Genomic DNA, 17,512 nt, shown 5'->3' with positions numbered 1-17,512 from the left:
ATTAATACCAAAATGAAATGAATACTATAACTTTACTATTTAGTAAGCTATGAACAAAAAAAATATACTCTTTTACTTATTTATACTCTTTGCCCAATTTTCATTTGCGAAAGATATATACGTATCTGCAGATGGAAGTAATGAAAATGGAGGGACATCTTTAGAAGATGCGTATGCTGATTTAAATAAAGCATTTATTACGTCAGCACATGATGACATTATATATGTTGATGGGACTGCTGGTGTAATTTATCATCCAACTGCTTTTGGTATTGGAAGGAGACTGTCGATTATTGGGATAAATAATGCCATAATTGATACTAAATTAGAAGATGACTCACAAAATAAATTCTTTAATTATACTCATAAAGATGTTGATGCATACTTAAATGTTGAAAATATTACATTTATAAATGGAAATGGACATTTTAATGGAGCTGCTCAAATTGGAGGAGGGTTTCTCATTAACACAACAGGTGTAGCTACTTTTAAAAATTGTATTTTTAAATCAAACTCATCACCAAAACATGGTGGTGTATTTGCCATTCAGCAAGGTACTATAAATTTCCAATCATGCGTATTTGAAGAAAATACTATAGAAGGAGTTTTTAATGGTGGAGCTATTTATGCAGAAACAACTTTACCAGTTGAGATTACTGTGTCTGATTGTTTATTTAAGAATAACTCAATCGGAGGTAATGGGGGTGCTGTTGCAACACTATTTAAAGATGTAGACTCTGAAAATATAATTTTTGACAAAAGTTTAAAAATTTCAAATTCTACATTTTATAATAACTCATCTACTAAATCTGGAGGAGCATTATGTGACATAAGCTCAGGTGCTGGAACTATTGAAATTGAAAATGTTACTATAAATGGTAATACCACTGTAGGTAATGCAGGTAATTGTGGTGGGCTGTACCTAAATGCTTCAACAGTTAATTATTTAATTGAAAATAGTATTGTTTATGGAAATACAACACAGTTAAATGGAAATGCAATTTCAGATCTATCAATAAATGACGCAGCAAGTATAACAATCAAGGCATCTATATTTGGGGGAATCATTAAAAATGATGTCTTAATTATTGAAGATGCAGATAATGATGCTACTTCAATTGATGAAATATCTATATATGGATCTGTATCTTCTGCTGTAAATGAAAATGTACCTGAATTAGCTCTTACGTTTAATGAAGCAGACGGTGTTATTTCTTTTGCTTCAGACGCACTTCCAATCAACTTCGCAGATGCTTCTTTATTAACAGGAAGTGATGACCACGCTTACCTTACTGATCAATTAGGAAATGTAAGAAGAGTAGTTGAAGGTAAATTTGATGCGGGTGCTTACCAATTAGATGGTGTAGCAACTGTTGAAGAAGTAGTAAACGATAATGTTGCTCCAACTGATCCAAGTAATATTACATTTTCTAATATAGGTGAAACTAGTTTTGATGTTTCATGGGAAGCATCTACAGATGCCGTTATGTTTGGTTATTATGAAATACAATTAGATGATACAACGCCAATAACTACAAGTGCATTATCAACATCTTTTAGTGGGTTAACTTTAAATACTGAATATACAGTAAAAGTAAAAGCAGTAGATTATAAAGGTAATACATCTAACATTGTTGAAGTAAAACAAACTACTGCAGGAGCGATTACTCCAGTGGTACCTACAAATCTTCAGGTATCGAGCGTTACAGCAACATCTGCAACAGTATCTTGGGAGTCTAGTGTAGCTAGTGGTTTAAGTTATGTAGTCTTTTATGATGGTAAAGAAGAAGAAGTATCTGCTTTAACTTATAAGCTAGAAGGTTTAACTCCAGGTACTGAGTATTCAGTTACAGTTAAATCAAAAAATGCTACAGATGAATTTTCAGAAGCTAGTGAACCTCTAGTATTTAGTGCATCATCTCATGTATCTCAAACATATTATGTTAGTGCTGCCGGAAGTAATGATAATGATGGTTTAACAGCAGAGACTTCTCTTTCTACATTTTTAAGCGCTTACAACAAATCATTAGATAGTGATGTAATTGTAATTGATGGTGAAATTGAATATTCTACATCAATTGGTATCCAGAAAAACTTAACGATTAGAGGAATTAACAATGCGACTCTAGATGCTAAAAATGCATTAAAGTTTTTTAATTTCAATAAGGAAGAAGAAGGCAGTTATTTAATTCTTGAGAATATCCATTTCAAAAATGCAAATGGTAAATATAACGGAGCATCTGTTGAAACAGGTGGTGCAATGACACTTAACTCACCTGGTATGGTGACTATTTCAGGATGTACTTTTGAAAACAATAATTCTTCACTTAATGGAGGTGTGATTACTATCCAAAATGGTGAGATAGTAATTAGCAAATCAGTTTTCAATTATAACAGTAACATTATTGATGAGTCAAAACCAAACGGAGGTGTTATTCATCTTTCATCAACTACAAATTCTGTTAGTTTAACAATTGATCAAAGTGTTTTCAAAAACAATGTATCACAAACTCATGGAGGTGTGTTAAATGTAGAAACAAACGAAGCGAATGGTCATTCATTTGATATTGATATTCTTAACTCAACATTCTACGGAAACCAAACAAATGCTGCCGGGGGTGTAATTTTCCTTGGAAATAAGGGAGAAGGAACTTTAGACCTTGTAAACGTAACCATGGCAAAAAATAGTACTTTAGCTACCTCAGGTAATAGTGGTGCTATTCGTTCTATTAACGATCTAGCAGTTGTTACTATTAATAATTCATTGATTTTTGATAATAAGTCAAACTATGGTTCAGAAACTGAAGTGATGTCAGATTTATCAACCAATGGAAGTGCTAATTTCACTCTAAACAATTCAATCATTGGTGCTATCGTTAATGGTAATATTGCATCCTTAAATGGAGCAAATTATTTAAATGGAAAAGTATCAGGAACTGTTGCATCAGAAATACCAGATTTAGTTGTAGAAGATATTACTGAAAACAATGTTGTTCCTTTTGCAAGTGATGCAATTGCTGTCAACTTTGGTTCTGCAGCATTACTATCTGCTAAACCAGCACATGGAACGTATTTAGTAGATCAATTAGATAACGTAAGAAATGTTGTAGAAGGTGCTATTGATATAGGAGCCTATCAAATTAATGGTGCATTTAACGTAGAAGATGTAACGAACGATGTGTCATTTCCTTCAGATGTAGCAAATATTGTTTTTGCAGAAGTGATGTATAATTCTTTCGAAGTATCATGGGATGCATCCACTGATAACGTAGGTGTTGCTCATTATCAAGTTCAACTAAATGATGAAGAAACAATTGATGTATTTGGTACAAACTATAAATTTGAAGAACTAACGGCAGAAACAGCTTATTTAGTTAAAGTAATTGCAGTGGATGTTGCAGGAAATAGTTCTAATGTGATGAGTGAATCAGTGACTACATTGGAGAAACCTACATCATTCCCAACGCCAGTAGTACCTTCAAATGTAAGTATTTCAGAAATTTCTCAAACTAGTGCAACCGTAACATGGGATAACCCTGAAGTTGAAGGTTTATCATTTGAAGTTAAGGTAGGTGATGAGATATACGAAACATCTGAGTTTTCATATATGTTAGAAGGTCTTACAGCCAACACAGATTATGAAGTAGCTGTATTATCTAAAAATGAAATTGATGAAAAATCATCTTTAACTGAGGCAATAGCTTTCAAAACACTTGAAGAAATTGTCGATACACAGAAAACGCTTTATGTAAGTAGTACAGGTAATAACGAAAATGATGGTTTATCATTAGAAAATGCTGTACTCGATTTAGTAAAAGCTCACTCACTAGCAGCTAATGGTGATAAAATTATAATTGATGGAACGGTTACTCACACTACTTTCTTTGGTATTTCGAAGAGTTTAGAAATTGTAGGTCAAAATAATGCAACATTAGACGGTGGCAACCTTACAAAATTCTTTATCCATAACGATACCGAGGAGGATGCTTATTTAAAGATAGAGAACATCAGCTTTAAAAATGGTAATGGTGAAGTACCTTTTGAAGGAAATAAAGTGGCTCAGCTTGGAGGTGCAATTCTTGTAAAAACTGCAGGTACAATAGATATCAAGAACTGTACATTTGAAAACAACACTGCTGCTCTTGGAGGAGGTGCTTTAGCAATACAGTCAGGTACATTAAACATCATTTCATCTTCATTCATAGGTAACAAAACTGCCGTAGTCAATAAAAACGGTGGTGCCATTTTAGTGAATTCTGGTCAAGGTGTATGTAACGTAAATATTTACCAAACTTTATTTAAAGACAACGTTTCTTTAGGTCATGGTGGAGCAATGATTATTGAAGGTGTAACAAATGATGCCCATATCTTTATCCAGAACTCTACAATCTATAACAATGAAACGGCCAATGCAGGTGGTGCCTTTCTTATTGCTGGAAAAGACGAAGAAAACAAAGGTACTTTAACATTAGAAAATACGACAGTTGCTAATAATTACACAATAAATAACTCTGGTAATGCAGGAGGAATTAGAGTTGTAAACACAGCATTTGAGGTCTTGATTAATAACTCAATTATTTTTAATAATAAGTATAATTACGGACAAGATACCGAGTCGAATTCTGATATATCTTTTAAGGTAGGGGTGAAATCAGTAATTAATTCATCTATTATTAGTGCGGTATTAGAATCAGATAATAATGAACCTTCGACAGGGGATGGTAGAACAAAAGCGGGTATATTAGTAGGAGCTACAATAACAGGTGCGCCTTCTTTATCTCTCAACGAAATTAATGCAGACGGTGTAGTAAGCTTTGCAGACAATTCACTTGCTGTAGGATATGCTAAAGCAGAATATTTCACAAAAAGAGAAGGGACTAGTTTTGTAACTGATCAATTAAATAATCTAAGAGTTGTTCAAAATGACAGAATTGATTGTGGTGCATTTCAATTAAATGGAAAAGTGAATGCAGACGAATTAGAAAATGATAATGCAGCACCAACTGCACCTTCAAATGTTTCATTCCCATCAGTAAGAGTAAATTCAATTACATTAAAATGGGATGCTTCTACAGATGATGTAGCCGTTTCACATTATCTAATTAGTATTGGTGAGGAGGAGCCTATAACAACAGTTCTAAATGAACATACTTTTACTGATTTGGAAGAGTTGACAAATTACTCATTTAAGCTCCTTGCAGTAGATTATTTAGGTAACGAATCTGAAATTGTTACTGTAGAACAAGAAACTGATGGTGTGCGTGTTCCACTAGTTCCTACGAATATAGAAGTACTTAATATTACTTCAAATTCAGCAAGAGTAAGTTGGGATATCGCTGACATAACGGGATTATCTTTTGTGGTTAGCCTTCAAGGAGAGTGGATGGAAACTACAGATACTTTCATAGACCTAACTAACTTGGATAGTAACAGAGAGTATAGTGTTACTGTATTTACAAAAAATGAGATTGGTGAAGTTTCAGCAGAATCAGAAGCAATATTCTTTAATACATTAACAGAAGAAGAGGATCCGATTTCATCTATAGATTTAAATCAAATCCAGTTTGATGCTTATCCAAATCCATCTTCTTATGAAATGACAATTAATGTTGGTCTAAATCAATATGCTGTAGAAGTATATGATACATCAGGAAGAAAAGTTTACAATACTGAAGTTGAAGGATCAGATTTTAAATTGAAATTGAAAACAGGTATTTATATTTTAAGAGTAGTTTCTAACGAAAATGTTCTAACAAAAAGAATTGTGTTTAACTAAAAAATATATGAACTCACCATTAGGCGTTAAATCTTAATGGTGAGTTTTACTACCCTTCTTCTCATATAACTACTTAAATGTTTACTCATGAAAACTATAAAAACAATAATTTTAATCTTACCCGTACTTTTCTTTGCACTAACAACTAGTGCTGCTAATATTAAAAAGGTTTTTGCTCAAAATAATATATTATTTATTAATTCACCTGAAAAAGGAGTTTTACCCAAAATTAATGCATATAGTTATATTTATGATAGTGAAAAAACATGGTTAGACAATAATGCTTTATTCTATCCTTTAGTATCAGATTTGGCAAAACAAATGTCGTTAAAAGAAGCGGTAGATTTTGAGATACAAAGTGCTATGAAAATGGGTATTGATGGCTTTTCATTTATTTATGTAATCTCTAAAAATAATAATTTATACAAACGTTATAATGAAATTATAGAAGCGTATTTTGAAGTTGCAGAAGAGAAGGGATATCCATTCTATTTTAATATTGCTTTAAAATTTGAACCTAATAATAATCTTGATGAAGCCATTGCAGATGCTTCAGGAGTTTTAAAACACTTTACCAATAACAAGTATAGCTTCTCCAAAAATTGGCATATTGAAAATGATAAAAAAGTGATAATGCTTTCAAAAGTAAAAAGTTTACTGACGAAAGAGGAACGGAAAAAAATGGAAAAATCAGATGATATGATATTCGATATTTCACTTTTATTTAACAGAATTGATGCAATACTGCAACCTACTATAGAAGACTATAATTGTATATACACATGTATTTGGCCAGGTAGGAAAAAGGAAGTTATTGAAGCTAGTAAAAAGTTTTATACAGTAAAGATGGAAGCATTTCATATGCGAGAAGAAAAACTTATTGAAAGATTTAATAACAACTTAAAACTTACAAATAAACCATTTGTTCATTCTATTTACCATGATCATGTTTCTAGTTATTATGTTGAAATAGACAGTAAGAAGAAGAAACCAAGAGCGTTTGTTATAAAAGAAGATTTAAAGATCAATGAATGTTACAAAGAATATGATGATTTATCATTATCGAAAGGGTTAAGGTTAGGGTTTGAACAAGCAAACAATTTTAATGCTTCTATTTTGATTTTGAATTCTTGGAATACATACATTGAAGGCTCTCAATTTAGACAAGAATATAACCATGGATTTGGATTAGGTCCTTTATTAAATACTTTGGTTGAGATATGGAAAAATGAAGAGGTAGATCAGGGAGTTTTTGTAGCTTATAGAAATAAACAAAAAGTAGATAGCAATTTTCTTGATTATAAAGTTAGAAAATCAATTGGTGATACTCAATATTCTCAAGATTCAATCGAAGTAATAACTTATACAAAAAAGCCTTCTAAGGTTATAATAGAAGGTACTGGAAAGTTAGCTATTGGTAGTGGTTTACAGATAACAACTATACCATGGAAAAAAGGGAATTTAAATATTTCATTAGTAACAGAGGGTGTTGAAATTGCAAATCTAACGACTACGAGGGAAATTCGAGAAGTAGACAATAGAAATCAACCTAATGTAATCTATCAATCTAGTTTTGATAAACGTATTATTAAAGATTTGGTAAATACCCTAGCAACTCAAGAGGTAAATTATTTTAATATAAGGTTTATGCTTGATCCGGTGGAAAAAAATCAATGGTTAAAAATAGAAGAAGAGAGAATGCATTCTCATCTTACTAATCTAATTCTTAATGAAACTAATAATAAGGCATACCGAAGTAATGAGTCTAAAAATAATGAGCGCTATGAAAAGAAAGTGAAGAAGTTATTACCAGAATTTCATTATGAGGTATGGAAAGAATTGAAAGAAGAAAAATTACTTGAAGTCTCCTCTTCAATTAATAATTATGACCTTTATAATTTACATAACACCTATAACGTTTTAGAGATTGATTAGAGCATTTTATCTATTTTTAATAGTGATAAATTCTATCAGAACTCTACTGAAAAAAGCCCTACAGGATTATATTCTGTGGGGTTTTGTTTTAATTAAAAACGCTAGGATTTTGAGATCGTATTGAAGTAATAAGACATTGGATACTCAAGAGTAAGGTTAAAGGGAAGTTGAACTAAGTATTTTTTGAATTTTATACAGAAGAGTAAAAGGGAACTCGAAACTCATGAATTAATAGGTATTCCATATTATTAATAAATAGCTTTACATTTAGAGAAAAAATAAAATGTTATGAAAAAAAACATCTCAATACTTTTTCTACTTCTCTTAATTCTTTTTTTATCCTGTAAAGAAAATGTGACTTTAGATGAACCAAATTTAGATGTTCCTGCAAATGAAGTCATTATTAGTTTAGAAGAGTATAATACAGCTCCAAGAGAACCTGTAGCTTTGGAAGATTACTCTATAGAAGAGGATATCTTGAAAATTACCTACAGTGCAAGTGGGTGTAGTGGAGGTTCTTGGGTGGTGAAATTGATAGATTCGGGATTACTATTAGAATCATATCCTCCTCAAAGAAATTTAGTATTCTCATTAAAAAATGAGGAAATCTGTGAGGCATACATCACAAAGGAAATATTATTTGATATTTCAAAATTAAAAATTGAAGGAGATAGTATTTATCTTAACTTAATAAATTTAGATACATCTATTTTATATTATTAAATTTTCACCTTTTCAATTCGAATTATGGCTTTAGGTGTAAAGGACAAGTATTTTGAATAAGTTTTACACTTTTAAAATAAATAGAAACCCCACAACACATTAATGAATCGTGGGGTTTCTATTTTTAAAATTCCATATTAAAATCACTTTATAACCTTTTGAGTTAGTATTTTCCCTTCTTTGGTTGTGATTTTTAAAATATAAATACCTTTCTCCCAATGTTGGATATTGATTTTAACAACAGTTGATAATGTATTTATTGAATATTTTTTATGACCACCAATTGTATAAATTTCTACTTTTTGTAAATCAGATTGACTACGAATTGTCAGTACATCAATGATTGGATTTGGAAAAATATAAAGACCTAGATCAGCTTTATTTACCGAAATAGATGTAGGTATATTTACTAAAAAAGTAATGGTATAAGTTTTAGTTGTTCCATCTTCTGCAGTTACTTCTATTGTAGTCTTATCTTCTAAAGAATTTGCTTGTGTAATAAGAATAGAAGCATTTTCTTGGTCTGATGCAGTTGCAGTAACTTCGGGAATGTTTGTTGCTCCTTCCGGTACTTCTACTGTGTAATCCAATATGTCTGAAGAAAATGAGGGACTCAAGGTACCGTTATTTATATTTAGGCTACCTAAATTAGCATCGTTAGATTTTGTCTCTTCATTTTCCTCGTCCTCTTTATCCTCTTCACTTTCCCCATAAAGGTTGATAGCATCAATACGAGTAGTTACACTTCCTGTTTTCTTTCTGTAAATTCTGAAGAAGTTAATCGCTTCCAAATCAGGGTTACCTGTTATTGCTGCTTCACCAACATTTAATTGAATGTGATTCCATCCTGTATTTAGATTACTTTTAGTAATACTCCAACTGTATTCATCTTCATCTGCTTTGCCTGAACTTGTAATTTCAACTTGATTTGCTTCATCAAAAAGAGAAACATCAGAAACATAGTACCAAAATGATAATGTGACGTCTTTTGGAGTTCCATTAGCATTATGTGGAGTAGAGAAATTTTTAGAAAACTCTAAATTGTCACTAGTAGTATTTTCAAAACAATATTCACCTTGTTTATTATCCTCGCTATTTAAAATAATAGCACCAGGATTCCAACCAGTTTTATCTTCACAAGGATCTAAATATTTACCATCAGATGATACAAAAGCTATAGTATATGTACGTTGATTTGTACCGTCTTCTGAAGTTACATCGATTGTAGCCGTTTCAGTCATTGTAGCCGCTTGTTGAACAGTCATTACTGCTTTTCCAAGTTGTGTTGCAGTTGCTGAAACAGTAGGAGGGGTTTCAATTCCAAAAGGAATTTCCACAGTATAGGTTAAAATACCAGGACTAAAAGCTTCAGTAAATTTACCGTAATCAATGGTTATTGAAGATAAACTTGCATCACTTTCTCTAGGGTTATTTTCACCAATAAGTTGAATGTCATCAATACGTGAAGTGATAGCTCCAGTCTTTTTTCTGTATAATCTGAAGTAGTTAATCGCTGTAAGATCTGGATTTCCTGTTTTGTTGGCTTCACTGATTTTTAATTCCATGAAGTTCCATCCATTTACAAGGTTGTTTTTATCAATGTTCCAACCATATTCATCTGTGTCAGATTTACCTGAACTTGTAATTTCAACTTGATTAGAAGCATCCAATTTAGAAACATCTGATATATAATACCAAAATTCTAAAACTGTCCCTTCTTCAGTACCGTTTGCGTGTGTTGGCTCTGCAAGGATTTTTTCAAATTCTACATTTTGATCACCTGAATATTCTACTGAAGCATTACCTTGTTTCTTATCTGAAGTATTTAATGATAAGCCTGCGTTTTTCCACCCTGAAACAGATTCACAATGATCAATGATATAAAAATTAGGGCTTTCATCACAGTTATTAAAAATTACTTTTTTAAGTAAAAGATTTTTCTTTCCAATATAAACTTCACGTTTACCATTGTCATTCGCACAAGCTGAAGCTGTGTTTTCTACAACAATATCATTGTCAGTACTTTCTCCATTTTGATAACTAAATGAATACACATATTCAGTGTTTAAAGGTAAATCTACTTTAGCCGCAAAAATACCATTTTCATCATGATCGGTCATTAATATTGGGTTAGCTTGACCTTCAATATTCACCCAAACCTGTTTGTTGTATAGATCTGTTTGAAGACGCATATCTACTTGAAATAAGACACCTTGTTCCACTTCTCCTTCTACAAGCCAAACAGGAGAAGATTTACCTTCTCTCACCAAATATAAATCTATTGCATTTTTACCATACGCAATGGCTTCACCACCATTTCTTACAGGCATAGTTATTTGTCGAGGTGCTCTTTTAAAAGCATCTTCCCATGTTGCCCCTTCATATCTTGTAAATTCGTAAGCATCTTTATATGTAAGTACTATAGCATGTTGTCCGTCATTAGAAATATCCATAGCCGTTGTACCATCCATCGGAAACTGACCAATTATTTTTGCTGTAGTTGTAATGTCATCAGAAGTAACAGAAAGAGGTAATTCATAGACAATTTTATTTCCACCAACACTCGATTTACTTACCAATATTATTTGTTCGTTTTCAACATCTACACCAATAGATTCACAGTTCTGAGATCCATTTTCATATTGATAAGTAATTGTTTTTAAGATTTCATAGGCATTATCATTAGTGCTTTGTGCATTATATTCAGGTTCCTCAAGAATATAAAGGTAGTATTCTGTTTTATTGACAGGGTTATCACCAAAATTGCCGATAATTAGGTATGATTTTCCATCTTTTTCAAAAGAAGCGATGTCTTCCCAATCTCTAGAACTAGCATTGTTTCCATTTTTTTGTTTTACAATACCATGATTGAGAACATCACCAGATTTATTAATTAACCAAAGATTTGGTCCATCACCAGAATCGTTATGTAACCAAAAAGCATCATTCGTACTATAAGAAATTGCCAATCCACTAGCTTCATTAATAAGTGGATCAGAGATTGTTCCTAATGTAGTAGGTGTTTTGTAATTGATATCAAAAGTTTGTGCAACCCCCGAATAACTCAGGAATAAAAGCATGATACTATTGATTATTGTTCGATAATTAAAATTCATGTTTGCAGATTAAATATAGTTTTGTCTATTTCTTTAAAAATCAAAAGAGATCATGCATTTCCCTTTAATCAATAAAAACCCTCTGATGTACTCAAAGGGTTTTTATTAAAATGATACCTATTAACGTAATAATTGAATACTGACAGCACCTCCTCTAACAGAAAAGGTATTATCATAAAATTGATCCTCATTTGTAAGGTATAACATTGTCATGTCATCACCTGGAGTACCATTAGAATTATATCCATAATTAAGATCTGACATAGTAGATTCTTTTCCATTGTCTGATGCAATCACTACTAAAAATGGTCCTTTTTTTCCACCATGATCAATGCTTGCTTTTACATTGAAGAAGTATAAATCTTGTGTAGCTCCAATATTAAGTAGACCATTGTAAGAGAGTATTGTTAATTTAGCAGCAGCATTTTTAGTATTAATCTGACCGTGATCATCTTTGTTATTGGCTGTTACCTGACGTACCCAAACTTCAGCACTCTTATCGTCGTCTCCACCGTAACCAATTTTTGTCCATTCGCCACCTTGTACAATTGCTTCTTTTGTATATTGACCAGGAGGAGGGTTACCATGACTTGCTGAAAGAATTAAGAATTCAGTTGTTCCAACAACACTATTATTGAAAATAACATCTTGGTATCCACCCATTCTTACATACGGAAGAATATTGAGTGTGAAATCTTCCCAAAGAATTTCTTCTTCTTGTGCTTCTACTATTTCAATTGTTACAGGAGCACTAGAAGTAACATTTTCTTTTAGATCTTTCATTTTTAAGACTACAGTATGAGTACCTACAGGTAGGTTATCTACAGTAAAATTATAAGGAGCTTCTTTATTTACATCAATGTATGTCTCGTTGATCCATAGTCTTACATTCATTATACCATCTCCGTCAGAATGTGTAGAAGTAATAGAAATTTCTTCACCTTCTGTAAATGCATCTCCATTAGCAATTGAAGTAATCTCAATTGAGCCTGGAGCGTTAGCGTCAACTACATTAATTGTTATTAATTCACTGTCATGGTTCACACCATCAGCGCCATTTGCTCTGATCATTAATGTATGTTCTCCTAAAGGAAGGTTGGTTACATCATAAGAATACGGAGCTTCTTTATCTACATCATAATATACGTTGTCAACCCAAAGTCTACATGCAAGTAATTCTACATTAGAATCAGTCAAAGCGTCCACTGTAAAAGTAGAATTTAGTGGAATGTTTGCTCCATTAAGTGGATTTTGGATAGCCACAACTTCACCGTCAAGTAGTGCAGTTCTAGCAGAAGAGGATAATTCTTCTTGATTTTCAAGTTCATTTTCAGGAAGTACGTCTTTGGTACAAGCACCGTTGAAGAGCATACTAGAAATAAGTAATAATGCTGGTAATTTTCTTAATTTCATAATTAAAGTAGTTGTATGCGTTTTAAGATATTATTCAAAAAATCGCAAGGTTATGTTAATTATAGTAAGGCATTAAGTGTTGTGTATATTTTGTTTCATTTCATGATTGCCTTAATACCTGTAAGCTAATGTAGGTTGGGATGATTAAATTGAACTTAATCAGCTATTAATAGAGAATTAATAAGAGTTATTAATACGCTTTTTTTGAAATTAATATGTTAATAGGCTTAGTTATAAAAAAATGTACTACCTAATTTTAATTAGATAGTACATTCTTGTTTATTTCACTATTTCAACCTTACGGATAAGGTAGGGAATTTTTTCTCTGAGATTCAAACTCTGACTTCCTTCATATTCCTTCAAATACTGTAGAATTATAAGTGGAAGTAATGCATGAGGTACTCTGTATATAACAGCTGGTAACCATTGTAAAAGAGTATTACCTAAGAATTCAATATGGAAGTGCCCTGTTAAACGAGCCATAGAAGTTAACGTTCCCCAAACGACCATATATATAAGCATTGGTTTTGCTATTCTTGGAATAAAAATACCAATGGCCACAATAAAATCCATAATCCCTGCTACAAGCAATAAAGTTTTTGCTGTACTTTCTGTTACACCTATTGTAGCGATAGTCATATCTACAAATTTTCCAGGAACAGGGTAAAAACCTACTGCATATAAACCATGACAAATAAATGTAAGTGCAATTACTACTTTGGCAAAAATTAATGGGAACCTTTCTTCTTTATAAGTTATCACATACCATAGTAGGAGAGGTGCTGTAAATTGTGCTGAGTATTCTAATAATTGCCCCAATTGCATAAACTTCTCTTTAGAATATAGAAAGGCTAAAAACATTAATCCTAGAGCACCAAAAATTTGAAGTTTTAGCCCAATTTGTTTTAAAATACCCTCTTTATGAAGTACAAAAACAGATAATGCGGCAAGCAGGTATAAGATTCCAAATGCAGTAATACTTCCATTAATCCAAGTATCAGTTGTTGGGCTTGTAACATAATTGAACCAATCATAGCCCATTATATTTTCTACAAAACCTTTTAAAAGTCCTTCATCCCATAATAAAGTTCTAAAAGGAGCATCCCAAACAAGGTGTTGTGTTGCTCGACCTATAAAAACACAGAAGGTACTAATAGAGAGATATAAATATATTTTCGATTTCATATTTCTGTTGATTATATATTATTAATATTGAAGTCAAGTATGTAGAATTTTCTTTTGAAACCTCGAAGTAAATTCTGTGAAAAACTTACTCAGAGGTTTGATAGTCAAAAGAATATTTTTAAGTCAATACTTATTATTTAATGAGTTTTACAGCTTCAGAAATTCCATCACCAACAATATGGACTGTATAATTTCCAGACTTTAATGTTGCTGTTTCTATAACAATCTTGTTATGACCTAACTTTGAAGAGATATTATTAACTAAAGCAACTCTGCCTGATATATCATAAAAAGTAATTGTTATGAGTTCTGGAATCACTGTATCAAATTCAAAGTTGACAATCTCTCCAATTGGGTTAGGATAAACTGACATATTATTTGACACTGTAGGTGATTCAGTGAGGGACACTCTTGAGTTCGTATTACTATCGTAGGTTACAATAAGCTGAGGTGCAGATGTACTTGATCCGTTATAAGACTTGGCAACTCTGTGGCCATTTCCTTGGAAGATAAAAGCCATATGTCCCAAATTCCATGCAGATCTATTTACTATTTCTTGAACAATAGATTTAAGATTTGGCGTTCTTTGTGCAGTGCTTGCTTCTTCCGCAACGGTCCAATCTTCAGGAGTCCAATTAACAGACGCCGTTGTTTTTGGTCTTGATGAAATATCATTTAATGCAGTAGTGAAAACACTTGGTTTATTGGCAAATTGTGCTTGAATAGAAAGTGTACCTTCAGCATTTATCACCTCATCAGTAGTAAATTGAATGTATGCATCGTTGATAGTAGCACCTTGTGGTATATCTATATCTCTGAAACGAACACCTACAATTTGATCACCTAAATCTAAAGAAGTACTGCTTATATCTATCACACCATTTGCTGCTTCTTGTGCATCATCATTTCCTTTAAAAACACCTATTGTAATAGTAGTGCCTGTTGGAATTTCAGTAAAGTTTGCTGTAATATTCTTATTAGAATCCATTGTAATCGTTAACGGATTTTGAGTACCTAAAGCATCATCTGACCATCCGCTAAATTCATAATCAGAATTAGGAACAGCGGTTAAAATCACTTCTGAACCCTGATCAAATGTATCTTGCTCTGGAGATGTTGTTACACTACCATTAGTAGCATTGACCGATAATGTATATTTTTCTTTATAAGAAATAACCAATTGTGGGGCAGCAGTACTAGAGCCCTTATATGATTCAGCAACTCTACGTCCGTTACCTTCGAAAATGAATACCATATGGCCAGCATTCCAACCGGGTCTATTGACAATTTCTTGTGCAATATTTTGAAGGTCTGGCGTTCTTTGTGCTGAACCTGCTTCTCCAACTGTTAACCAATTTTCTGGTGACCAAACCACAGACGCCGTTGTTTTTGGTCTTGATGAAATATCATTTAATGTAGTTGTAAAAGGGGCAGGCATATTGGCAAATTGACCATAGATAGAAAGGGATCCAGTTTCGTTTTTATCTTCATCGGCAGTAAACTGAATGTAGGCTTCTGTGATAGTTGCACCCTGAGGTATATCTAAATTTTTAAATCGGAGTCCTACCTTTTGATTCCCAGCTGATTCATGTGGATCATAAACCAATTCTAAATCTGAACTGCTAATATCAACCATTCCATCTTCGGCTTCTTCTGCATCATCTTCATCAGCAATTACCCGAACATTTAATATGTTATCAACAATACCTACTTTAAAAGATCTTGTCTCAGATTTTATAGTGTTTCCATCATTATCTTCTACTATTGCATAGAAAGAATAGTTGCCATCTGCAGGAATTAAATAATCAATTTCATAAGGAGATGATGTATCTAAGCCTATAGAATTATCATTAATATAGAATTCTACTTTTGCTACACTACCATCAGTATCCATTGCTGAAGCAGCTAATGTAAGTGTTGTTGGTGTACTGTAGTACCCTTGGTCTTCAGGAGAAATTAAATTGATATCTGGAAGTCCAACTGTGTTTGTAATGGTAACTACGGGTCCATTTGATGGAGACCAAATGTCTAAATTTGCTGGAGCAGAAAATATATTACTATCATTAACTGTCTCTACACTTGTAGCGTTATCTACTTTAATTGTTCGAATTTCTATTTTTGATTGATCAACAAATATCCATTTCACTTGGTTGAACATACCACTATCTCTAGTCCATGATTTATTATCATTATTAGAGCGTAATGGAGCACCCCAACAACCTTCTCCTGTGTAAACTGTTCCACTAACGTCATCTCTAACAAAACCTTCTTCGTTCCCACTTTCTGTAGTAGGTTTTACTGGCCATGTTGTTTTAACGGTATGAGCATCACATTCTACTACTAGTTTTACATTGTTTTGGTAAAATATATTAGCCCAACTGCTATAGTGTGTATTTCCTTCTGTTTTACCACTAACGTGAGGTCTCATTGGTTTATGGTATTGTGCAGATTTCCAAGTAACATTTGAATTAGCTGCTAAATCATTGGCTAACCAAGTTGTTTGATCACCAGTAATTGACATTTCTGTATTTAGTGTGTAAACTCTCAATAAGTCTGTTCCGAAAGTAAGACCGTAATAAATATCAGTAGAAGGTGTGTCAAATAAATCATAGACCATGCTATTTGAGCTTTCGTGATTACCACGTGCAGCTACAATTGGTACGATACGACCATCATTTCCAATAGTTAATTGCCAATCATCAAACCAATCTTGCCATTGCTCATCTGTACCAGCAGAAGTCATATCACCGCCAAAAAATACAGCGTGTGGACGAAGACGAGCTACAATACGGTTACCATTTTGACGTGGTTCTCTGTTGTTTCTAGAATCACCTCCAGCAATAAAAGAAAGACGTTCAGAAGAGGAAGAAGGAGCAGTTTTAAACCAATAGCGTTCACTTGTTCCTTCACTATCCTTGATGACAAAATAGTAGGCAGTATTTGGTTGTAAACCTGTTAAACGAGCAAATTGATTACTCATACCTTTGTATTCTATAGATCTATCTACAGTTTTATTCATGGTATACGCACTATAATCTGTACCATGATCATTTGTATCGAAGTATACAATTGGATCACTACCTGAAATTTGATTCCAAGCAATTGTAATTGTAGTTGCTGGATCGTCTCTTAAAGTAAGACGATATTTGTCTGTGTTAGCAAAAGCACTCCATGTGATGTTTAGACCCATCATGGTTGCCAATAGTAGTGTGCGTAGAAGTAATTTTTTCATCATTCTATGTTTAAATAATAATAGTAATATTATAGCGTGGCTGATTTTATCTTTTAGGTTAATTACCTAATCAAATATTTATTTTATTCATAATTAGACATACTTATCATATAAGAGAATTGCACTTTTTGA

At 32.5% G+C, this 17,512-nt stretch carries 7 protein-coding genes; 3 read left to right on the top strand and 4 right to left on the bottom strand.

Annotated elements, in window-relative coordinates; translation table 11 throughout:
- The first annotated feature begins 49 nt into the window (after window positions 1-49).
- From KM029_RS21430 to KM029_RS21420, 3 genes are all read left to right on the top strand, one after another.
- On the top strand, window positions 50-5,776 hold the full coding sequence (locus KM029_RS21430; RefSeq protein WP_144075854.1) for a fibronectin type III domain-containing protein: 5,727 nt from the start codon (window positions 50-52) through the stop codon (window positions 5,774-5,776).
- 87 nt (window positions 5,777-5,863) lie between these two features.
- Window positions 5,864-7,711: a hypothetical protein gene (locus tag KM029_RS21425; RefSeq protein ID WP_144075853.1), complete on the top strand. Its 1,848-nt coding sequence runs from the start codon at window positions 5,864-5,866 to the stop codon at window positions 7,709-7,711.
- 288 nt (window positions 7,712-7,999) lie between these two features.
- Window positions 8,000-8,434 carry a hypothetical protein gene (locus KM029_RS21420; protein ID WP_144075852.1) on the top strand — a complete coding sequence of 145 codons (435 nt, stop codon included), beginning with the start codon at window positions 8,000-8,002 and terminating at the stop codon, window positions 8,432-8,434.
- Between the two features lie 143 nt (window positions 8,435-8,577).
- Here the strand turns inward: KM029_RS21420 and KM029_RS21415 are convergent, their stop codons facing one another.
- The 4 genes from KM029_RS21415 to KM029_RS21400 all read right to left on the bottom strand — a co-directional run bounded on the left by KM029_RS21415 (window position 8,578) and on the right by KM029_RS21400 (window position 17,383).
- A complete protein-coding gene (locus KM029_RS21415; protein ID WP_158631168.1) occupies window positions 8,578-11,514 on the bottom strand; it encodes a T9SS type A sorting domain-containing protein in 2,937 nt (978 codons plus the stop codon).
- A 156-nt stretch (window positions 11,515-11,670) separates the two neighbouring features.
- Window positions 11,671-12,963 (bottom strand): Ig-like domain-containing protein, encoded by a 1,293-nt coding sequence (locus tag KM029_RS21410; protein ID WP_144075850.1) that lies wholly within the window; start codon window positions 12,961-12,963, stop codon window positions 11,671-11,673.
- 279 nt (window positions 12,964-13,242) lie between these two features.
- On the bottom strand, window positions 13,243-14,148 hold the full coding sequence (locus KM029_RS21405) for a DoxX-like family protein (protein ID WP_144075849.1): 906 nt from the start codon (window positions 14,146-14,148) through the stop codon (window positions 13,243-13,245).
- Window positions 14,149-14,281: 133 nt separating this feature from the next.
- Window positions 14,282-17,383, bottom strand: a complete 3,102-nt coding sequence (locus KM029_RS21400; RefSeq protein WP_144075848.1) for an InlB B-repeat-containing protein — start codon at window positions 17,381-17,383, stop codon at window positions 14,282-14,284.
- Between the last annotated feature and the right edge of the window lie 129 nt (window positions 17,384-17,512).

Source organism: Flammeovirga kamogawensis, from assembly GCF_018736065.1.
GTDB classification, from domain to species: Bacteria; Bacteroidota; Bacteroidia; order Cytophagales; family Flammeovirgaceae; genus Flammeovirga; species Flammeovirga kamogawensis.
Note: the sequence above shows the minus strand (reverse complement) of the source record. Positions and strands in the feature narration are given on the sequence as shown.